General features: G+C 47.1%; 18 protein-coding genes and 1 tRNA gene. 10 read left to right on the top strand and 9 right to left on the bottom strand.

What is annotated here, in order from left to right:
* Window positions 1-31: 31 nt before the first annotated feature.
* Together KD145_RS21835 and KD145_RS21830 are read left to right on the top strand one after the other, a co-directional pair.
* Window positions 32-682: a lipoprotein signal peptidase gene (locus KD145_RS21835; RefSeq protein ID WP_212001627.1), complete on the top strand. Its 651-nt coding sequence runs from the start codon at window positions 32-34 to the stop codon at window positions 680-682.
* A 390-nt stretch (window positions 683-1,072) separates the two neighbouring features.
* Entirely contained in the window at window positions 1,073-3,934 is a 2,862-nt protein-coding gene (locus tag KD145_RS21830; protein ID WP_212001625.1) for a TonB-dependent receptor, read from the top strand.
* Between the two features lie 74 nt (window positions 3,935-4,008).
* Here the strand turns inward: KD145_RS21830 and KD145_RS21825 are convergent, their stop codons facing one another.
* The 7 genes from KD145_RS21825 to KD145_RS21795 all read right to left on the bottom strand — a co-directional run bounded on the left by KD145_RS21825 (window position 4,009) and on the right by KD145_RS21795 (window position 10,723).
* The gene (locus KD145_RS21825; RefSeq protein ID WP_212001624.1) at window positions 4,009-4,995 is read right to left on the bottom strand and encodes a 2-hydroxyacid dehydrogenase; all 987 of its coding nucleotides are present in this window, start codon (window positions 4,993-4,995) and stop codon (window positions 4,009-4,011) included.
* 89 nt (window positions 4,996-5,084) lie between these two features.
* Window positions 5,085-6,485 carry a class II fumarate hydratase gene (fumC, locus tag KD145_RS21820; RefSeq protein WP_113615622.1) on the bottom strand — a complete coding sequence of 467 codons (1,401 nt, stop codon included), beginning with the start codon at window positions 6,483-6,485 and terminating at the stop codon, window positions 5,085-5,087.
* Window positions 6,486-6,539: 54 nt separating this feature from the next.
* On the bottom strand, window positions 6,540-7,316 hold the full coding sequence (locus tag KD145_RS21815; RefSeq protein WP_212001622.1) for an enoyl-CoA hydratase/isomerase family protein: 777 nt from the start codon (window positions 7,314-7,316) through the stop codon (window positions 6,540-6,542).
* A gap of 44 nt (window positions 7,317-7,360) precedes the next feature.
* On the bottom strand, window positions 7,361-8,572 hold the full coding sequence (locus KD145_RS21810; protein WP_212001619.1) for a S41 family peptidase: 1,212 nt from the start codon (window positions 8,570-8,572) through the stop codon (window positions 7,361-7,363).
* Complete coding sequence (locus tag KD145_RS21805) at window positions 8,562-9,305, bottom strand: porin family protein (RefSeq protein WP_212001618.1); 744 nt, start codon at window positions 9,303-9,305, stop codon at window positions 8,562-8,564. The genes KD145_RS21810 and KD145_RS21805 overlap by 11 nt, the downstream gene beginning before the upstream one ends.
* Window positions 9,306-9,411: 106 nt before the next feature.
* A complete protein-coding gene (locus tag KD145_RS21800) occupies window positions 9,412-10,212 on the bottom strand; it encodes a hypothetical protein (protein ID WP_212001615.1) in 801 nt (266 codons plus the stop codon).
* Window positions 10,213-10,303: 91 nt separating this feature from the next.
* Window positions 10,304-10,723 carry a cobalamin B12-binding domain-containing protein gene (locus tag KD145_RS21795; protein ID WP_113615627.1) on the bottom strand — a complete coding sequence of 140 codons (420 nt, stop codon included), beginning with the start codon at window positions 10,721-10,723 and terminating at the stop codon, window positions 10,304-10,306.
* Window positions 10,724-10,816: 93 nt separating this feature from the next.
* Here KD145_RS21795 and KD145_RS21790 point away from each other — a divergent pair, with 93 nt between their 5' ends.
* Entirely contained in the window at window positions 10,817-12,478 is a 1,662-nt protein-coding gene (locus KD145_RS21790) for a glutamine--tRNA ligase/YqeY domain fusion protein (protein ID WP_212001614.1), read from the top strand.
* Between the two features lie 129 nt (window positions 12,479-12,607).
* Here KD145_RS21790 and gltX read toward each other — a convergent pair whose 3' ends face one another.
* Entirely contained in the window at window positions 12,608-14,140 is a 1,533-nt protein-coding gene (gltX, locus tag KD145_RS21785; RefSeq protein WP_212001612.1) for a glutamate--tRNA ligase, read from the bottom strand.
* Between the two features lie 101 nt (window positions 14,141-14,241).
* On the opposite strand from gltX, the gene KD145_RS21780 reads away from it, so the two are divergent.
* Complete coding sequence (locus KD145_RS21780) at window positions 14,242-14,865, top strand: polysaccharide deacetylase family protein (RefSeq protein ID WP_212001611.1); 624 nt, start codon at window positions 14,242-14,244, stop codon at window positions 14,863-14,865.
* A 54-nt stretch (window positions 14,866-14,919) separates the two neighbouring features.
* Here the strand turns inward: KD145_RS21780 and KD145_RS21775 are convergent, their stop codons facing one another.
* Window positions 14,920-15,810, bottom strand: a complete 891-nt coding sequence (locus KD145_RS21775; protein WP_212001610.1) for a hypothetical protein — start codon at window positions 15,808-15,810, stop codon at window positions 14,920-14,922.
* Window positions 15,811-15,918: 108 nt separating this feature from the next.
* On the opposite strand from KD145_RS21775, the gene KD145_RS21770 reads away from it, so the two are divergent.
* The 6 genes from KD145_RS21770 to KD145_RS21745 all read left to right on the top strand — a co-directional run bounded on the left by KD145_RS21770 (window position 15,919) and on the right by KD145_RS21745 (window position 20,440).
* Window positions 15,919-16,689: a TatD family hydrolase gene (locus KD145_RS21770; protein WP_212001609.1), complete on the top strand. Its 771-nt coding sequence runs from the start codon at window positions 15,919-15,921 to the stop codon at window positions 16,687-16,689.
* Between the two features lie 41 nt (window positions 16,690-16,730).
* Window positions 16,731-17,768: an asparaginase gene (locus KD145_RS21765; protein ID WP_212001606.1), complete on the top strand. Its 1,038-nt coding sequence runs from the start codon at window positions 16,731-16,733 to the stop codon at window positions 17,766-17,768.
* A 144-nt stretch (window positions 17,769-17,912) separates the two neighbouring features.
* Window positions 17,913-18,605 (top strand): aquaporin Z, encoded by a 693-nt coding sequence (aqpZ, locus tag KD145_RS21760; RefSeq protein ID WP_212001605.1) that lies wholly within the window; start codon window positions 17,913-17,915, stop codon window positions 18,603-18,605.
* 90 nt (window positions 18,606-18,695) lie between these two features.
* A tRNA-Ser gene (locus KD145_RS21755) sits at window positions 18,696-18,782 on the top strand.
* A 146-nt stretch (window positions 18,783-18,928) separates the two neighbouring features.
* The gene (locus KD145_RS21750; protein ID WP_212001604.1) at window positions 18,929-19,495 is read left to right on the top strand and encodes a hypothetical protein; all 567 of its coding nucleotides are present in this window, start codon (window positions 18,929-18,931) and stop codon (window positions 19,493-19,495) included.
* Between the two features lie 171 nt (window positions 19,496-19,666).
* Window positions 19,667-20,440 (top strand): alpha/beta fold hydrolase, encoded by a 774-nt coding sequence (locus KD145_RS21745; protein ID WP_212001603.1) that lies wholly within the window; start codon window positions 19,667-19,669, stop codon window positions 20,438-20,440.
* Window positions 20,441-20,462 lie beyond the last annotated feature (22 nt).

Genomic DNA, 20,462 nt, shown 5'->3' with positions numbered 1-20,462 from the left:
TCTGTTATTTTTGACAAAATTTTAATATCAGTTGAAATATCGTCACGTAGTACTTATCGTTATCCTTATCCTGATTGTTGATCAGACCCTGAAGTTCTGGATCAAGACGCACATGTTTATGCAACAGGAGTTCATCATTTTCCCCAACTGGTTCCGCATCCATTTCATTGAGAATGAAGGGATGGCGTATGGACTCAAGTTCGGTGGCGACTTCGGTAAGATCCTCCTTACCACTTTCCGTTTGGTAGCAGTGGTAGCCGGTTTCGTATACATGAAAAAGCTTATCCGTGAAAAATACAGCATCGGTCTGCTGATCTGCGGATCCCTGATCCTCGCTGGCGCTGCAGGCAACCTGATAGACAGTATGTTCTACGGCCTTATTTTCAACGATAGCATCGGTTATGAAGTGGCTAAGTTCATGCCTCCCGGTGGCGGTTATGGCAGCTTTCTCCACGGTCGTGTGGTAGATATGCTCTATTTCCCCATCTATGAAGGTTATCTGCCCAGCTGGATACCTTTTAAAGGTGGTGACTACTTCGTATTCTTCCGGCCGGTGTTCAATATCGCCGATGCGGCCATCTCCATTGGCGTGATCACGATCCTGCTGTTCCAGAAACGTTTCTTTGCCAAACATACGGCCCAGCAGCAGGGAAGCGCGATCAAGGCTGATCAGACTGCCTGATTTTTAAACTGATACTGCCTTCGGCAGATGATAAACATATTAATGAGGTTGCCTTTTAAAAGGCAACCTTTTTTATTGGCAACTACGCTATGACTACAATATCCTAAAACCTCCGGAGTATAACCTATTCCCTAAGATCATCCTACTTCATCACTATTTTCCGGATTTTTTTACATTTCATTCTCAATCACTTACAATTTATTTTCACTGCAGTATTTTGAAATCAGAAATACCCGGTTTATATTTGTCTACCAATTCTATAGACTATATGGCTTTTCGATTTGCACATAGCATGTTTTTACACCGATGTTGAGGCCCAGCACCGGCATTCAAGCCCCTATTACAGTACCATCATACCAACATCTATAATGATATAATATCTACCACATCATGCAAAAGTTCTTACCCTTACTGGCAAAATACCTGCTTTTATTGCTGGTATTCAGCCCGGCCCTAACCCACGCACAGCTGAACGGCTCCTACGTCATTGAGGGCAAAATCACTGACGACCACAGCTATGGCCTGCCGGGCGCATCTGTCCAGATAAAAGGCACCTCTTTTGGCACCACCACAGACACTTCCGGCCGTTTTCAACTGACAACCAATACCCGGTTTCCGCTTAAACTGGTGATCCGGCTGATCGGTTACCAGCCACAGGAATTTGAAGTAAAAAACAGCAACAGTAAAGTAGCCATACAGCTATATACCCAGTCGTTACTGGTCAACGAGGTAGTGGTATCCGCTTCCCGTCAGCAGGAGAAAATGCTCCGGTCACCCGTAGCCATCGAAAAACTGGACATACGGGCCTTAAAGGAAACACCATCACCCACCTTTTACGATGCCCTTGGCAACCTGAAAGGAGTACAGATGACCACTGCCGGCCTTACCTTCAAAGTATTTAATACCCGCGGTTTTAACGTGCCCAACAACTTCCGCTTTATGCAGCTGGTAGATGGGGTAGACAACCAGGCCGCCACTCTCGGCGTTCCGCTGGGTAACGCCATCGGACCTACGGAGCTGGACATCCAGAGCGTGGAAGTAACGCCTGGCGCGTCTTCTGCCTTATATGGCATGAATGCCATCAATGGCATGTCTAACCTGGTCACTAAAAATCCTTTTGATTACCAGGGTGTCAGTGTTTATCAGAAAATCGCTTTCAATCACTTTGACGGCAACGGCAGCAGTCCCAAACCACTCACAGAAACGGCTATACGCTATGCACAGGCCTACTCCAAATGGTTTGCCTGGAAAATCAACGCCAGCTACATGCAGGGTACCGACTGGTATGCAGACAGTCATGATGACTTCACCCCGCAAAGCAAGATCAATCCCGACTTTCCCCAGCTGAGCGGCCCAAACAATATCGCCGCCGACAACTGGAACAAATATGCCGACCAGGGCAATATTCCCATCACCGACAAAGATGGACGCGCCTACACCGTACACCGCACAGGCTACTGGGAGAAAGACCTCGTAGGTGACTATACTGTACGCAATACTAAAATAGATGGGTCACTCAACTTCAGGCTGCCACACAAAATGGAAATATCCTGGTCTTCCCGCTGGGGACAAATGGATGGCTTCTTCCAACGCGGCAACCGTATCGGCCTTAAAGGTGTAACCGTCAGCAATCACAAGCTGGAACTCGTACACCCTGACTTTACCGTAAGGTCTTATATCTCCATAGAAAACACCGGCAATTCCTACAACATGAATCCGCTGGCCGACAATCTGGAAAAATCTTTCAAGACAGATAAAGCCTGGGGGACAGATTATACCACCGGCCTCAACAAAGCCCTCACCGAAGGGAAGGACCTGGTAGCTGCTCATCAGGCAGCCCGCGCCTTCGCCGATGCCGGCCGCTTTGTTCCCGGAACTCCTGAATTTGAAGCCCAGCGTGATAAAATCAAAACCATCAACGACTGGGATATTTACCCTACCTCCAGGAACCCTGCCAACACCACCGGTGGCGCTGCCCTGCTGCAAAAGAGCCGTTTTTATCATACAGAAGGCACCTGGAACCTGCGTAAATACATCAAGTTTGCCGATGTACTGGTAGGCGCAGACTACCGCACCTACGAAATCATACCTGATGGCAACAACTTCGTAGACTTCACCCGGCCACTGGACAAACGTAACCAGGAAGGCGGCAAACATATCTGGTATGGTAAAGTGGGTGGCTTTGCCCAGATCAGTAAATCGTTCTTCAACGACGCCTTAAAACTTACCGGCTCCCTACGCTATGATAAAAACCAGGAGTTTGCCGGTAAAGTCAATCCCCGTATCGCTGCCGTATATACGATAAAAGATAAACACAACTTCCGTATTTCCTGGCAGAATGGATTCCGCTTCCCTTCTCTGTTTGAAGCTTATTCTTTCGTGAACAACGGACAGGTACGGCGCGTGGGCGGCCTTGCTTTCATTGAAGATGGACTGGGTTATTTTAAAAATTCTTTTCTTACCAGCTCTGTTGATGCCTTCAACGTAGCAGTGAACAAAACCGTAAACGCTGACCATGTTACCAAAGACGTGGCCGCCGCCAAAAATGCCGGCATCCTGAAAGTGGCCAACCTGGACCCAATCGTACCGGAGCAGATCACCTCTTTTGAAGCAGGTTACAAAGCGGTATTGCTGGACAATAAACTGTTCGTTGATGTGGACGGCTACTACAGCTCCTATAAACATTTTATCGGGCAGATTGAAGCGGTAGTGCCACAAACCGGTAATGTGAATAACCCGGATGCTGCTGTATTAAAACAGATGCTGGATAAAAACCTGCAAAACAGATATCGTGTATGGACCAACAGTAAATCCACTGTGAACAACTACGGATTTGCGCTGGCAGTCACTTATGATATCTACAAAAACTATACAGTGAGCGGCAATGCCAACTTCAACAAGCTGGCACAGGACAAGACCAAAGACGACGCGCTGGTACCAGGTTTCAACACGCCGGAATGGTTTACCAACATCAGCATTGGTAACCGTAACCTGTATAAAAATATAGGCTTCAACGTTGTATGGCACTGGCAGGATACTTTCTACTGGCAGAACCTCTTCGGTAATGCAGATGTGCCAGCCTACAGCACTGTTGATGCACAGGTAACCTACCGTGTTCCCAAAATCAAAACATCCTTTAAACTGGGTGCTTCCAATCTGCTGAACACCCCTTATTTCCAGTATGTGGGAGGCCCTACCATCCGTGGGTTATACTACTTCGCTATCACTTACGACAATGTGTTTAAAAAATAATCATCGACCATAAAACGAAAGAGGGCTGACCGGTTTTATCCTGGTCAGCCCTCTTTTATGAAGGAGGTTATTGTTTACAGTGCATTTTTCAATGGTTCATTTTTTTCGAAGCCCGAAATATTGGCCAGTGTTGTTTCAGCAATCTGTGTTAATGCTTCTTTTGTAAAAAATCCCTGATGGGACGTTACCAGTACATTAGGGAAGGTCGTAAGCCTGGACAGTACATCATCCTGGATGATGGTGCCGGAGAAATTCTGAAAGAACAGCTGTTCTTCCTGCTCATAAACATCTATTCCCAAAGCACCGATATGGCCGTTCTTCAGGGCCTCCACTACTGCCCTGGTATCAACCAGGCCACCGCGGCTAGTATTGATGAGTGTTACGCCCCGTTTCATACTGTTGATACTATCCCCGTTGACCAGATGTTTTGTATCGGGAGTAAGCGGGCAATGCAGGGAGATAATGTCTGATTCTGCCAGGACACTTTCCTGGGAAACATAGGCAACACCAGCCTGTACCAGCGATGCATCCTGTACGACGTCGTGGGCCAGCACCTTACAGCCAAAGCCCAGCATAATACGGCAAAATACCGCTCCGATATTGCCGGTACCAATTACGCCGACTGTTTTCCCATATACATCAAATCCTTCCAGACCGGCGAGTGTAAAGTTATTATCACGTACACGGTTATACGATTTATATATTTTCCGGTTGAGTGCCAGCAGGAGAGTGACTGCATGTTCAGCCACTGCATGAGGAGAATATGCCGGCACACGTACTACGCTGATACCTGCTTCTGCCGCCGCTTTCAGGTCTACGTTATTAAAGCCTGCACAACGCAGGGCAATGAGCGTTATTCCCTTCTCCTTCAACTTGTGAACAACGGCAGCGTCTACTTTATCATTTACAAATACACATACAGCCTTTTCATCCTTGATGAGGGCAGTATTATCTTCATTCAGGGGATATTCCAGAAACCGGAAGTGGTGAGTATTCTGTTGATTAGCCTGGTTAAAATAGGTGATATCGTATGGCTGTGCACTAAAAAAAAGTATATCCATCAGCGTTAGTTATGAGTTGGGTTAAAAAATTACGGATTTGCGGGCTTTTGACACCACACAAATCCGTAATATAATAAAATCGGTATGCTTTATTTAATCTCGCCTACCATGTTGCCGGGCACTACCCATTCATCGAATTGTTCTGGTGTTACGTAACCCAGTTTCACGGCCATTTCTTTCAGTGTGGTACCTTCCTTGTGTGCTTTCTGTGCGATTTCTGCGGCTTTGTAATAACCAATTTTGGTATTGAGTGCAGTCACTAGCATCAGGGAATTTTCCACGTGTTTGCGGATATTGGCTTCGATGGGTTCGATACCTTCAGCACATTTATCGTTGAAGCTAACACAACCTTCGCCGATCAGGCGTGCAGAGTGCAGGAAGTTGTAGATCATCACCGGTTTGAATACGTTGAGCTCGAAGTGGCCGTTGGAGCCGCCTATGGAGATAGCTACGTCGTTACCCATTACCTGTGCAGCGATCATGGTCAGGGCCTCACACTGGGTGGGGTTTACTTTACCTGGCATGATGGAAGAACCTGGCTCGTTGTCAGGGATATGGATCTCACCGATACCAGCGCGAGGGCCGGAGCTGAGCATACGCACGTCGTTAGCGATTTTCATCAGGCTAACAGCCACCGTTTTCAGGGCACCGTGGGCTTCTACGATAGCGTCGTGGGCAGCCAGTGCTTCGAACTTGTTGGGAGCGGTGATAAAAGGCAGTCCGGTCAGTTTGGCGATGTTACCAGCCACGCTTTCAGAGTAACCTTTTGGTGTGTTGATACCAGTACCTACTGCAGTACCGCCCAGTGCCAGTTCGCTCAGGTGCGCGAGTGAGTTGTTGATAGCTCTCAGACCGTGGTCCAGCTGGGCTACGTAGCCGCTGATTTCCTGTCCGAGGGTGAGTGGTGTGGCGTCCATGAAGTGGGTACGGCCGATTTTCACCACGTGTTTAAAGGCTTCCGCTTTTTTAGCCAGGGTATCACGGAGTTTTTTAACACCGGGGATAGTTGTTTCCACCAGCATTTTATACGCCGCGATGTGCATGGCGGTAGGGAAGGTGTCGTTGGAAGACTGAGATTTATTTACGTCGTCGTTCGGGTGAACGAATTTGTCTTTATCGGTGAGCTTGCCACCGTGAATAACGTGGGCGCGGTAAGCGACAACTTCATTCACGTTCATGTTGGACTGGGTACCGGAGCCTGTTTGCCATACTACCAGTGGAAACTCGTTGTCCAGTTTACCTTCCAGTATTTCATCACATACCTGAGCGATGAGATCACATTTTTCTTTCGGGAGCACGCCGGCTTCCAGGTTGGTCAGGGCCGCCGCTTTCTTCAGGTAAGCAAATGCCTTGATGATTTCTTTCGGCATTTTGTTGATGTCCTGGGCGATCTTGAAATTTTCAATGGAGCGCTGTGTTTGAGCACCATAATAGGCATTTACAGGTACCTGTACTTCACCCATCGTGTCTTTCTCTATTCTAAATTCCATGGCTTAAGCTTTTATGAATTAGGAGACAAAAGTAAGGATTCTCACGCCTTTGCGTTATTCTCCTTTAAAATTCGCCTGTCTTTTCTGAATAAAAGCTTCCGCGCCTTCCTGCAGGTCTTTGGTAGCAAAGCAGGCAGCAAACTCTTTGACTTCTGTTTCCCAGCCATCGAGTTCCTTATCTATAGCGGCGTTCACGCATTTTACCACGCGGGCAACGGCCAGCGGTGCTTTTGACTGGATTTTTTCGAGGATGGAAATAGCCTTGGGCATCAGCTCTTCCAGCTTCACCACATGGTTGACCAGTCCCCAGGCCAGCGCTTCAGGGGCGGTGATCATGTCACCGGTCATCATCAGTTCGATGGCTTTTCCTTTACCAATCAGCTGGGTAAGCCGCTGAGTACCGCCATACCCGGGAATAAGTCCCAGATTCACTTCCGGCTGGCCAAATCTGGCGTTTTCACTGGCTATACGGAAATGGCAGGCCATCGCCAGCTCACAACCACCACCCAATGCAAAACCATTTACAGCAGCGATGATGGGCTTGGGAGAATATTCAATCCGTTGAAATACCACATGCCCGCTTTTGGCCAGCTCTTCGCCCTGCTTGGGGCTAAGAGTCAGAAACTCACTGATATCGGCACCGGCCACAAAAGCCTTTTCTCCCGCACCAGTAATGATCGCGCCTTTTATGTTCTTATTACGGTAAACCTCATCAATGGCCAGTCCCAGTTCTCCCATCATCAACTGATTGAGAGCATTCATCTTTTCCGGGCGATTGATCGTGATGATCTGAATATTTTTCTCTAATTGTGTGCTTAATGTCTGGTACATGGGCCTTCTTTTTTATTTTATCAATATTAAGCAATATCTGAAAACTAATGAATCAGGCTTACGGCAGCCTCGAGTTGCGGATCACGGCCTGCATTCAGACTGGCCAGATCATAGGGTACGGCCAGATCTGGCGGAAACCCTTTACCCTCATAGATATTACCATCTTTATACTTAAACATCAGGGAAGAAGTATACACCTGTGTAAGCCAGCCGGTAGTAAACTGTCCGCCATTATAAAAAACATTGCCGGTGAGCGGACCATTGGCCCCCCAGGTACGTTCTCCTACAAAATGCCCATTGGGAAAGGTTTTCACCGCCATGGTGGTTATTTCTGCCATACTCACCGACCAGGCGTCTGCCAGCACCACAATAGGGATAGTGATGGCTTTACTGCCCGCCTGCGGCTTTACATAGGCGAGTGCCCAGGGTGAATAGTCCAGGCGACCGTTGCCCATCTTGGAACGGGTGTATCCAAAAAACTGTGGCCGGGTGATCATCTTCCCCAGCAAAAAATCCAGATCTTCCAGCGCCCCACCCCGATTACCCCGCACATCTATAATAATCCCTTTCAGGTCTGTTCTGGTGGCCAGGTTATCGAAAAAATACTGCTCCACCGTTTTGAAGCCATTGGCAGTATCTGTATTGAATAAGGTTTTCAGCTGAAAATCACTGAAGAAAAAGTACAATATATTCTGATTGATAGTTCCGGAAACAGCTACATACTGGCTGCTATCCGAAGTATTAGTGAATCCCCGCTGGCCGGCGTCCAGATAATTGGCCGGAAGAGTATAATAAAAATGCCGGATGTCGATAGGGGGATGAAAGCCGGGACTACCCAGCTTCCGGAGGAAGGCCGGGTTCACGGCGGCGGAATCAGCCAGCCAGGTATCTGCGAATGTCAGGGTGTAGTGGGAGTCTACCAATCCGGCAGTCATCTGCTTAAAATACGTATAGGCTTTACGTACATCGTTTGAGTCGTTGACATTCAGCTGTGCAAACAGCGGTTTGTAAGTCTTGTATATCTGGTCCCAGTTGACCGTATCGATATCCCAGAAAACATAGTTATTGTTCATGCCTGTCCAGAAAGCGTCGAACACTTCATTGAAATTGGCGCTGACATAATTCTGCGGATCGTTGAGCTGGGGCAGGTCTTTCCGGCAGGAAGCCATGGTGGCCAGTATGGCCAGGGGTATAATAAAATGTGTGAGCGATTTCATCTTGCTGACATGAATGGTAAAAAACAGGTTATTCAGCATATCCTCCGAAAAGGCTGCCGAGATTCAACAGGCATCCGGCCTGTATCACGTAGGTATCGTTGTATCGGGGCACCTGATCGAGCATATAATTTTTCTGCTGGTCACTCAAACCGTAATAGTACCGCGCTTCTACAAACAACCGGCAACTCTCCTGCAGCAGGTATTCCACTCCACCACCTGCTACCAGGCCCCATTCCATACGACGATCGCGGCGGCTGTCGAAGGTATATTTCTGATCATATTGATAAAGCAGGTTGTACTGAAAATACCCCGATGGCTGCTGGTTGGGCGGTATGTCGGGGCTATTATCAAAAACATTGCCCATGGCCCCTTTGACGCGGGCAGTCACCCACCGGGCAGCATAACCACCGGTATTGACAAAACCTTTGAGTTTTTCTCCACCAAAGGAGAAGTGGGCCATTAGGGGCAATTGCAGATAGCCGTTGCTGTTAATCTGGTAAATCCCATCAAAAAAATGATCCCGGCGTTGTTCATAATTCTTCTGAATGTAGGAGGGCTCTATCTGGACAGCCAGCCAGTTATTAAAATGATATTGCAATACCAGTCCGGCCATAAAACCACTGCGTTGATGGTATTGTGTAAAAGCGCGGTAACCGGCACTGGTGTGCAGGTAATTGTTCACATAACCTCCGGTAACGCCTACTTCGAACTGAGCCAGTGCACTTTGAAAAAATAGGAGCAAGGGGGCAAAAAGAAGTACGTTTTTCTGCATAAGGATTACGGTTGATAGGGGTTGAAACGGTTGATAAAGGCGAAAAAAAAGTCCCGTAGCAAACGATGTCTGCTACGGGACTTATATAGAATAACGTTTTTACGTACTAATAGTTCACCTCAATTTCAGCCTTACCGCTTTTCATTCTCATGTAGTTTCTTTTTTTCTTCACTTTGAAATAGTTCACACCGTTGAAGCTATATCCGAAGGTAACAAATACCAGGTTGGCGTCCAGGTTGCGGTAGGGGTATACTTTGTTGCCGGTAGTGCCATAGCTGAAATCGCGGTTGAAGAAGTTTTGCGGATAATACTGCACTTTCAGCGCAAAGCCCGGATGCATACGGAAACCTGCGAATACAGAAGGCATCAGCAGGGGAGTGCGGTCGCTGAACCACTCATTGAATTTGTGTACTTTTTTACCATCCACAAACTGCTTTTCCTTGTAGTTGAAGGCCATATCGATTTCGGCGCCGGCAAAGAAAAAGAAAGAGCCGCCGGTGACATCCCCTATTTTAAAGCCTACCGGTATACCGAGTGTGTATACACGTTGTTTCAGCTTGAGGGAGTCGGTAGGTTTGGAGATCAGACCTATGTTCTTGAAATCCAGTCCGGTAAACACCCCGAAATGCCGGGAGAAGTCTTTATTAAAAGTGGTGGAATAGTTGAAAATGAAGCTGAAACGAGGAATATTACGCAGGTGTTCTCCATTCTGTTTCATATCAGCAAAGGATAACATTCCTGACAGGGAGCTGGTTACGTATATCCTATCCCGTTTTTTGGGGTATTTCCCGAAACTTATCGAGAATTTGCTATCGATTTTAGCAGTAGAATCAGTTGTCTCCTGGGCAAAGGTCCTTGTGATGCTTAACAGTACTAACAGCAGGGCAGGGAAGAACTTATATTTCATAAAATGGCGGTTGTGGTTTTTTAGATTTGGTAACATTTTCAAAAAGAAGACGACCGCCAATATGAAATGTTACGACCCACCGGAAAAAAAATTAAAAATTTCTGTGGGAGGCCACCCAGGTGGTGATATAATCGGAAATATCCTTGGTATGCGTACCGGGGGGAAACAGTTTACCGACGCCCATTTCCTGTAGTTGCTGCATATCCGCATCGGGGATGATACCGCCGCCGGTGAGCAGTACGTCGTTCATTTCCTTTTCCTTCATGAGGGCTATTATTTTAGGAAAAACCGTCATATGTGCACCGGAGAGGATGCTGATGCCGATGGCGTCTACGTCTTCCTGGAGGGCGGCGTTAACGACCATTTCGGGGGTTTGTCTGAGGCCGGTGTAGATAACTTCCATGCCGGCATCCCGGAGGGCGGCAGCGATCACTTTGGCGCCGCGGTCGTGGCCATCAAGACCTACCTTGGCTACCAATACACGAACAGGACGATTTAACTGGTTGACCATGCTTAAAAATTAAGGTCGTAAAGATAAGGATTAGCCGTAACTAAAAGCTAACCGCTATTTTTCCTATTTTTGCAGACATACTTAATTTTTCTTATGAGCGAAGAAAGGTCACTCAACTTTATAGAACAGATCATTGAAGACGACATTGCTAATGGCGTCAATGACGGACGTGTACTGACACGTTTTCCGCCCGAACCCAATGGCTATCTCCATATAGGGCATGCCAAGTCTATAGTGCTGAACTTCGGCCTGGCCCAGAAATACAACGGCAAAACCAATCTCCGCTTCGACGATACCAACCCTGTTACAGAGGACACTGAATACGTGGACTCTATCAAGGAAGATATCCACTGGCTGGGATTTGAGTGGGACAAGGAACTGTATGCCTCCGACTATTTTGACCAGATGTACGAATTTGCCGTACAACTGATCAAAAAAGGACTGGCTTATGTGGAAGATGCTACTTCTGAGCAAATTGCTGCCAGCAAAGGCACTCCTACCACTCCAGGTACACCTACCCCGGCCAGAAGCCGGTCGGTAGAGGAAAACCTGGATTTGTTTGAACGTATGCGCAAAGGAGAATTCAAAGACGGGGAAAAAACCCTGCGGGCCAAGGTAGACCTGAATTCTCCCAACATGCACATGCGCGATCCTATCATGTACCGCATCAAACATGCCCATCACCACCGTACCGGCGATAAATGGTGCATCTACCCGATGTATGACTTCGCCCATGGTCAGAGTGACAGCATCGAAAATATCACTCACTCCGTTTGTACACTGGAGTTCATCCCTCACCGCCCGCTGTACGACTGGTTTATCAAGGAACTGGAAATATTCCCCAGCCACCAGTACGAGTTTGCCCGTCTGAACCTCAACTATACGGTGATGAGCAAACGAAAACTGAAACAGCTGGTAGCAGAGAACTACGTAAACGGATGGGATGATCCCCGTATGCCTACTATCAGTGGCCTGCGCCGCCGTGGCTATACCGCCGCCAGCATCCGCGCCCTGTGCGAACGCATCGGTGTGCAGAAACGCGATAACATGATCGACGTAGGTCTGCTGGAATTCTGTATCCGCGAGGAACTGAACAGAACAGCCAACCGCGTAATGGCCGTACTCGATCCGGTGAAACTGGTGATCACCAACTACCCCGAAGGGCAGGTAGAGGAAATGACTGCCGAAAACAACCCGGAAGATCCTTCCGCCGGCAGCCGTACCCTCCACTTCAGCAATACCCTGTACATAGAGCGCGAAGACTTCATGGAAGAACCACCTAAAAAATTCTTCCGTCTCGGTCCCGGTCTGCATGTACGTCTTAAAAACGCCTACATCATCAAAGGTGAAAGCGTGGAAAAAGATGCCGATGGTAACATCACCACCATCTACGCCACCTACCTGCCGGAAAGCAAAAGCGGAGGCGACCACAGCGGCCTGACCGTAAAAGGTACCATCCACTGGGTAAGTGCCGCACATGCCGCCACCGCCGAAGTACGCGTATATGACCGCCTCTTTAAATCAGAGAATCCGAATGCAGAAGAAGGAGACTTCAAAGACTTCATCAATCCGGATTCCCTGCAGGTCATCAAAGAAGCCTATGTAGAACCCGGCCTGCTCCAAGCCAAGCCAGGAGACCGCTTCCAGTTCATGCGTAAAGGTTACTTCACCGTAGACCCGGACAGTACTTCAGAAAAAGTAGTCTTCAACAGAACCGTGACGCTGAAGGACGCGTGGGCTAAAGTGAACAAATGATTCATTTGATGCCGCTGATGCTCCTGATACACAGAGATTAAAGCGAAACAAATAAACGATAAAATAAAAGCCCGTTTGGTATGAACCAAACGGGCTTTTTTATGCGAATGTTGTATGTTATTGCCTATGTTACTGGTTGTATGCCAATAATCCTTTTGCAATTCGTGTACGGGTTTCCGTGAGACCGATGGTAGCTGCGATATCGAATACGGGAGGACCAAATTTGCCACCGGTAAGCATGATACGGAAAGGCAGCTGTAATTCGCCCATCTTGATGTTTTTCTCTGCAGCAAACGCTTTAAAGCTGGCTTCCAGCTCAGGAGCGGTGAAGGCAGAAACATCTGCCAGTTTATCGGACCATTCTGTGAAGAAGGCTGATTTATCGGCGTTCCATTTGGGTTTTACGGCAGCTTCGTCATAGGCAGCTGGTGCCTGGAAGAAGAAAAAGCCATGATCCCATATTTCATTGACAAAGTAGCAGCGTTCTTTTACCAGTCCGGCTATGGTAGCTACATAATCAACATCTGCCTTGATACCTTTTTCCTCCAGTACAGGCAGGAAGAGGTTGGCGAGGCTCTGGTTGTCTTTATGATGCAGGTACTGGTGATTGAACCATTTAGCCTTTTCGAAGTCGAATTTAGCACCCGCTTTGTGAACGCGGTCGATGGAGAATTTCTGAATCAGTTCATCCAGACTAAAGATCTCCTGTTCGGTACCATCATTCCATCCCAGCACGGCCAGCATATTGATAAATGCGTCCGGCAGGAAGCCCAGTTCACGGAATCCTTTGGTGAATTCGTTGGAACGGGGATCGGTCCAATTCATAGCATATACCGGGAAACCGAGGCGGTCACCATCACGTTTGCTGAGTTTACCATTGCCATCCGGTTTGAGGATCAGTGGCAGGTGCGCCCACTGCGGCATATCGGCTTCCCAGCCCAGGTATTTCCAGAGCAGGATATGTACCGGTGCGGAAGGCAGCCATTCCTCACCACGGAAAGCGTGGGATATCTTCATCAGATAGTCGTCTACTACCACGGCGAGGTGATAGGTAGGCATACCATCTGCTTTCAGTAATACTTTATCATCTACCTGACCGGTGTTGAAAGTCACTTCTCCCCGAATCATATCGGTAAAGGACAGTTCATCATTGGCAGGCATTTTAATACGGATAACGTGCGGAGTGTTTTTGGCCAGCAGCTCCTGTACTTCCGCTTCGGAGAGGGAGAAGGAGTTACGCATCTTTTCCCTTACCTTATGGTTGTACTGTGGGTGCGGGTTTTCCGGTGTTTTTAACCGTTCACGCATACTTTCCAGTTCTTCCGGTGTATCAAATGCGTAATAGGCATGGCCGGAAGCGACCAGCTTTTCAGCATACTGACGATACAGCGGCTTACGTTCACTCTGACGGTAAGGTGCATAAGGACCACCCACTGCAGGACTTTCGTCCGGCGTGAGCCCACACCAGCGCAGACATTCATTGATGTATTCCTCTGCGCCCGCTACATAACGGGTCTGGTCTGTATCTTCAATACGCAGTACAAAATCCCCCTTGTGCTGCTTTGCAAACAAATAGTTGAACAATACAGTGCGTACACCTCCAAGATGTAGGCCACCAGTAGGGCTGGGAGCAAAACGCACTCTTACTTTTTTGTGATCCATAGAGCGCAAAGGTAAGGAAATAGCTTTTAGCTTTCTGCCATCAGCTTTTAGTGCTTTTAACTATCTTGCAGCTATCAGCTCACTGCTAAAAAGCTCAAGCTTTGTTCTATCTTACCAAAACACCCGGCATCCTGAAAGCTTTGTATAGAAGCTGTATCTGGGACCTGTCTCCGGCTAACAATACCGTCTATCTGACTTTCGATGATGGCCCCCATCCGGAGGCTACCCCTTTTATACTGGAACAACTGAAGAAATATAACGCCAAAGGCACTTTTTTCTGTATCGGTAAAAATGTGGTGGAACACCCGGATATCTATCAGCAGATACTGGAAGCGGGCCATAGTACCGGCAACCATACGCACAACCATCTCAATGGCTGGAAAACCAATACTGACAAGTATATTGAGAATATCCTCGAAGCCAGGAAATATATCAGCACCAACCTCTTCCGCCCGCCTTATGGCAGGATCACCCCTTTTCAGATCAAACAACTGAAAAAGACTATCCCCGGTATCAAAATCATCATGTGGGATGTACTCAGCGCCGACTTTGACCAGGATATTAACGGAGAAACCTGTGTACAGAATGTCGTGTTTAAGATGCAGCCCGGCTCTATCGTTGTGTTTCATGATAGTACCAAAGCCTGGGAACGCCTTTCCTACGCTTTACCCCGTGTACTGGAATATTGCAAAAAACAAGGCTACAACGTAGCTGCTATTGAATAAAAAAACCCAGGACTAAAGTCCTGGGCTAGTATTGTTGTTATTGAGTGTTGGAGATTATTTTAAAGTGATTTCTTTTACTTTATCGCCATTAACGGTGATGGTGGCTTTGTTGTCACATACGCCGTTGCCATAGTCGATAATAGCGGAGAGGTTGCCTAAAGCTACCTGCAGCTTACCCTGGCTTACCCATTGGCAGGCGGTTGCTTTCACCAGCGGTGTTTGAGTAGTGAAAGTAGCGCTACCGGCAGGACCACCTTTTTCGTAGTTAATAGCAGCGGTGCCTTCCACATTGTAGACATTGTCGTTAGGTGTTGGAGTGCTTGCACCGGCAGTTTGTTTAACTGTTTTTTTGCTGGTATATCCCAGGACAAGGGTATCACTGAAAAGCATTCTTCCCCCGGTGATTTCTGTCGTGTATTGTACACCGGTAGTAGCATTGTAAGAGACGTTATAGATAGAATCCCTGCCTTGTACGGGGATACCATTGTATTTATAACCATCCAGGCGGATAGCAATGTTGGAGTTAGGTCCGAAGAGCAGGCCATAAACGGTAATGTATACTTTACCACTGCGGGTAACGCCGTAGTTGTCGCGGCAGGCATCTCCGTAATCGATGACCAGTTGTTTAGGCCATACGGTGGGGTCAGCGCTGCTGAGCAGGATAGAAGGACAAGCTGTTACGTTGGCGTAGTCATTGTATTCCGCTTTACGGCCGTTGGTAAGGCCCTGGTTGGCTGCAGTCACTGCTGCGGTTTCAAAGAGATCGCCATAAACAGCATGGGCAGTTGTTTCATGAGAGGCGGCCAGTAATGTTTTGTTATCGTCTTCGTTGGCAGCAGCGGTATCGGTGGTCACTTCCTTTTTACAGGCGAAGAAAAGGGTAGCCACGGCCACGATCGCGATGGTACCAGCCAGCACACGATTTGTACTGAAGTAGCTTTTCATAGTTATAGTTTTTTAAATTAGGTTTAGGTTTTTCAGGCTTTACCTTTGCAGGAATAAAAATACCTATTTAATATTACAAAAAATAGAAATTTAAAAAATATTTTTATCATGTTTTGGACCGATACGCACGCCCATTTGTATTCAGATGAATTTTTGACTGACCAGCAGGAGATGATAGAGCGTGCACTGCAGGCAGGCGTGACCACGCTGTTGCTGCCGAACATAGACGAGTCGTCTATCACCGGTATGCTGAAACTGGAAGCTGCGTATCCCAAAAACTGTTTTGCCATGATGGGGCTGCATCCCTGCTATGTAAAGCCCGACGTGGAAAATCAGCTGCGCCTGATAAAAGACTGGCTGATACACCGCACGTTTAAAGGCATCGGAGAGATAGGGCTTGACTTTTACTGGGACAAATCCCTGCTGGAGCAGCAATATCAGGCTTTCCGGGAACAGCTGCTGCTGGCGAGGCAGTATAAGCTGCCTGTTTCCATCCACAGCCGGGAGGCTACACGGGAATGCATAAACGAAGTGAAAGCATTGCAGGATGGTAGCCTCAGTGGCGTATTCCATTGTTTCTCAGGTACGCTGGAAGAAGCGAAAGAGATCATCGACCTGGGCTTCTACCTGGGCATAGGTGGTGTAGTCACCTTTAAAAAATCAGGCCTCGACAAACTGCTTGAAAACATCGACCTGCAACATATTGTACTGGAGACAGATGCACCATACCTGGCCCCCGTTCCACACCGTGGCAAACGCAATGAAAGTGCCTATATCCCATTGATAGGCGAAAAGGTGGCAGATATAAAAAATCTAAAAATAGAAGAGGTAGCCGCTATTACCAACAGTAATGCCCGGAAATTATTCAAAACGCTCTAACTGTTTAGTGGATACCTTTGCAGGCAACTGGCAGTTAGACAATGAGTAAAATTCTGATAATCTACACGGGCGGTACCGTTGGCATGATCTACGACGACAAGACCAAAGCACTCCGCCCTATTGGCTTCAATGAAATAAGAAACAATTTACCGGAACTTTACCGGATGGGGATTGACTTCTATGTATATGCGTTCAACCCGCCTATAGACTCGTCAGACATGCAACCAGAGATCTGGATAGAACTGGCCAGTATCATTGAAGACCGCTACGACCGCTATGATGGATTTGTCATCCTGCATGGATCAGACACCATGTCGTTCACCGCCTCCGCGCTGAGCTTCATGCTGGAAAATCTGTCCAAACCGGTTATCCTCACCGGCTCACAGCTCCCTATCGGTAAGATACGTACCGATGCCAAGGAAAATATCATCACTGCCATGGAAATAGCCTGCAGCAGGCATAACGGCAGCCAGGCATCTATGGTGCCGGAAGTATGTATTTACTTTGACTTCTCCCTGTTCAGAGGCAACCGTTCCAAAAAATACAACGCCGAAAAATTCGAAGCGTTTTATACTATGAACTATCCTCCGCTGGCAGAAGCAGGCATCGACATCAAATACAAAAATCAGTTTATCCTGCCTACCCCTGCAGCTCCGCTGAAGGTGCATAAAGAACTGGAAACGAATATCACTGTGCTAAAGCTGTTTCCCGGCATCACCCGCAGGGCTGTGGAAGCCACGCTCAGCGTTCCCGGCCTGAAAGGCGTGATTATGGAGACTTTCGGCAGTGGCAATACCAATACCCAGCCCTGGTTTATAGAAAGCATTAAAAAAGTAATCGACAACGGCGCCCTGGTAGTAGATATCACCCAGTGTGACGGTGGCTCTGTAGAACTGGGCAAATATGAAACCAGTCAGCATCTGGTGGAAATAGGCGTGATAAGCGGCCATGATATGACTTTTGAAGCCGCCGTTACCAAACTGATGTTTGTACTCGGACAAGGGCTCTCTATAGCCGACAGCCAAAAAATGATCGAGACATCGCTGAGGGGAGAACTGACCCCGATAGAGGTCTACTAATTCGAATATAAAAGATAGTTAAAGCGGAAAGTATTGTAATAGTATACTTTCCGCTTTTTTATTACAGATTTTTATTAAATTTAACCGTCAGGCACTATCTATCCCTTACCCTGCAGCTCTTTCAATCACCACTAAATCTATGGTATGAATGTTTCGTTAACGCAAAAGTTTATTGCAGAATTTTTTGGCACACTGGTACTGGTACTGATCGGTTGCGGCAGCGCCGTGATAGCCGGCAGTCATGTAGGCCTGCTGGGGATTTCCTTCGCCTTCGGCCTGTCTGTACTGACCATGGTATATGCTATTGGACATATCTCCGGTTGCCATATCAATCCTGCGATTACCATCTCCATGCTGGCCACCGGTAAAATATCCGGTAAAGATGCCGGCGCCTACATTGTAGCACAGATAGCCGGCGCTATCGCTGCTTCCGCCATCCTCTACATCATCGCTTCCGGCAAAGGCGATTATACCCTCGCAGCCAACGGCCTCGGACAAAACGGTATCGGCGACGCCTATCAGGACCATTACAACGTACTCAGCGGCCTCATCTTCGAGATCGTGTTTACCGCCATCTTCCTGGTAGTAATACATGGCAGCACCAGCAAAAACAATAAGAACGGCATGCTGGCAGGTGTAGCCATCGGTCTGTCACTCACCATGATCCACATCGTAGGTATTCCCATCACCGGTGTTTCCGTAAACCCCGCACGCAGCATCGGACCGGCTCTTTTTGTAGGTGGTGATGCGCTCGCTCACCTCTGGATATTCATAGTAGGACCCATTATCGGCGGGCTTTTGGGCGGTGGAATCTGGAAACTCTATGACAAAGCATAAAAAATTCTTGGAAATTAAAAGTAAAGGATTATCTTTGCAACCCTGAAACGGAAGCTCAACCCTTCCAAATATGTTTCAAAGATAATCTACGGAGAAGTGCAGGAGTGGTTGAACTGGCACGCCTGGAAAGTGTGTATAGGTGAAAGCCTATCAAGGGTTCGAATCCCTTCTTCTCCGCAACCATTCCCTGATGATCACCGATCATCAGGGTTTTTTCTTTATACCAGAGCAGTTAGCACAAGAGCCCTATACTGATTCAACCTATTCAAATCGCTTCAGCCAACTTTTAATAAATAAACCTCCAAAATTTAATTATCTGATCCATGAAACGTTTAATACACTCCCTACCTTTCCTGCTAATAGCAACAGCTGTAGTATTATTTACCGCCTCCTGCAGCAAAGACGGGAATACCGGTCCTGCCGGCCAACAAGGCCCCAAAGGTGATAAAGGCGATACCGGCACCGCCAATATTATCTACTCCGATTGGCTCGATATTCCCTTTAAGGCCGATACAGTTCATACTGCCGGTAACAGAATTGACACCCTGGGTTATTTTGCCAATATCGATGCTCCCAAGCTGACAACCAGCATACTGAACTCAGGTGAGCTGAAGGTATATATTAACCTGAATAGCGCTGCTGATCCGCTTATAACACCCCTGCCATACACTGATTTAAGAACCGGTGTTTACATCAGATATATTGCATATAAACAGACGATAGAGTTGTATTCCAACTTGAATGCAGGCACAGTTCAAAATAATGCCGGTGTGAAAATGCAGCAATACCGATACATTCTCATACCAGGCGGCACCAAAGCCAGGAAAGCGAATGTGATCGACTGGAACAATTATAACGCGGTGAAAGATTATCTGGGTCTGAAGAACTAATGACCAGTATTTCTGCGAATGCATTTTTGCTGAATTAGTTGGCAGCAGCATTCAGAACCAGGTCTTTTTTTCTCCGCTAAACGGGATAGCTTTTAACTATCCCGTTTTTTATGTCATCAATATTAAAATCCCCGCTCTTTTCTCGATCTTCATCCTCTAATCTGATAAAAAATGTCACTCATTAAAATTAACAATATCAACATAAACGTCAATATCACCGGTGAAGGAAAACCCCTGATCTTCATTCATGGTATAGGCGGTGATCAAACTCATCTGGACACCATCATCCAACCGCTTTCAAAACATTTTAAAACAATTGCGTTGGATTGCAGAGGACACGGCCTTTCAGATAAGCCCGCTGAATATACCCTGCAGGATCACGTGCAGGATGTATTGGGAATTTTAGCGTATTACAAACTATCATCAGTAAATTTATTCGGTGTTTCAATGGGTAGCTATATTGCACAGGCTGTTGCTATTGCCGCCCCTGAAAGAATTGAAAAACTGGTATTGACTGTTCCAAAATCCAACGGATTGACTTCCTCTGTACAAAGACTGTTTAGTGAACACTCCAGCGAAATTGAAGGTAAAAATCTGCATGAAGCAACATTGACACTGCTCAGGTATTTTACTTATGATGCCGATGTGATGAAACAACATATTAATATTTTTGAAACCGATCTTCCCCGCGAGCAGTTTGCAGCTGCCAACAAAGCGCTTGCAGGTTTTGATTTCAGGAAAGACCTGGCAAAAGTTACAGCGCAAACGCTTGTCATCAGTGGCAAATATGATGGATTAAATCCACCGGAAGAAGGAAGGGAAGTGGCCGCATTGATACCTGATGCAACATTTGTGGAAATGCAATACTCAGGACATGCTCCTATGTTTGAAGAACCTGAGCATTACTTAAAAACGGTATCTGATTTTTTACTATCTCCGCTATAAGGAGTTAAATTTATTTTATTAC

The sequence above is a fragment of the Chitinophaga sp. HK235 genome (genome assembly GCF_018255755.1).
In the GTDB taxonomy this organism is placed as follows: domain Bacteria; phylum Bacteroidota; class Bacteroidia; order Chitinophagales; family Chitinophagaceae; genus Chitinophaga.
The sequence above is the reverse complement of the archived record's forward strand: the minus strand, read 5'-3'. Positions and strand labels throughout refer to the sequence as shown.

Coding starts and splice junctions, on each gene's coding strand:
- KD145_RS21830 (WP_212001625.1), top strand. CDS start 1,073: ATGCAAAAGTTCTTACCCTTACTGGCAAAATACCTGCTTTTATTGCTG.
- KD145_RS21825 (WP_212001624.1), bottom strand. CDS start 4,995: ATGGATATACTTTTTTTTAGTGCACAGCCATACGATATCACCTATTTT.
- fumC (WP_113615622.1), bottom strand. CDS start 6,485: ATGGAATTTAGAATAGAGAAAGACACGATGGGTGAAGTACAGGTACCT.
- KD145_RS21815 (WP_212001622.1), bottom strand. CDS start 7,316: ATGTACCAGACATTAAGCACACAATTAGAGAAAAATATTCAGATCATC.
- KD145_RS21810 (WP_212001619.1), bottom strand. CDS start 8,572: ATGCTGAATAACCTGTTTTTTACCATTCATGTCAGCAAGATGAAATCG.
- KD145_RS21805 (WP_212001618.1), bottom strand. CDS start 9,305: ATGCAGAAAAACGTACTTCTTTTTGCCCCCTTGCTCCTATTTTTTCAA.
- KD145_RS21800 (WP_212001615.1), bottom strand. CDS start 10,212: ATGAAATATAAGTTCTTCCCTGCCCTGCTGTTAGTACTGTTAAGCATC.
- KD145_RS21795 (WP_113615627.1), bottom strand. CDS start 10,723: ATGGTCAACCAGTTAAATCGTCCTGTTCGTGTATTGGTAGCCAAGGTA.
- KD145_RS21790 (WP_212001614.1), top strand. CDS start 10,817: ATGAGCGAAGAAAGGTCACTCAACTTTATAGAACAGATCATTGAAGAC.
- gltX (WP_212001612.1), bottom strand. CDS start 14,140: ATGGATCACAAAAAAGTAAGAGTGCGTTTTGCTCCCAGCCCTACTGGT.
- KD145_RS21775 (WP_212001610.1), bottom strand. CDS start 15,810: ATGAAAAGCTACTTCAGTACAAATCGTGTGCTGGCTGGTACCATCGCG.
- KD145_RS21770 (WP_212001609.1), top strand. CDS start 15,919: ATGTTTTGGACCGATACGCACGCCCATTTGTATTCAGATGAATTTTTG.
- KD145_RS21765 (WP_212001606.1), top strand. CDS start 16,731: ATGAGTAAAATTCTGATAATCTACACGGGCGGTACCGTTGGCATGATC.
- aqpZ (WP_212001605.1), top strand. CDS start 17,913: ATGAATGTTTCGTTAACGCAAAAGTTTATTGCAGAATTTTTTGGCACA.
- KD145_RS21750 (WP_212001604.1), top strand. CDS start 18,929: ATGAAACGTTTAATACACTCCCTACCTTTCCTGCTAATAGCAACAGCT.
- KD145_RS21745 (WP_212001603.1), top strand. CDS start 19,667: ATGTCACTCATTAAAATTAACAATATCAACATAAACGTCAATATCACC.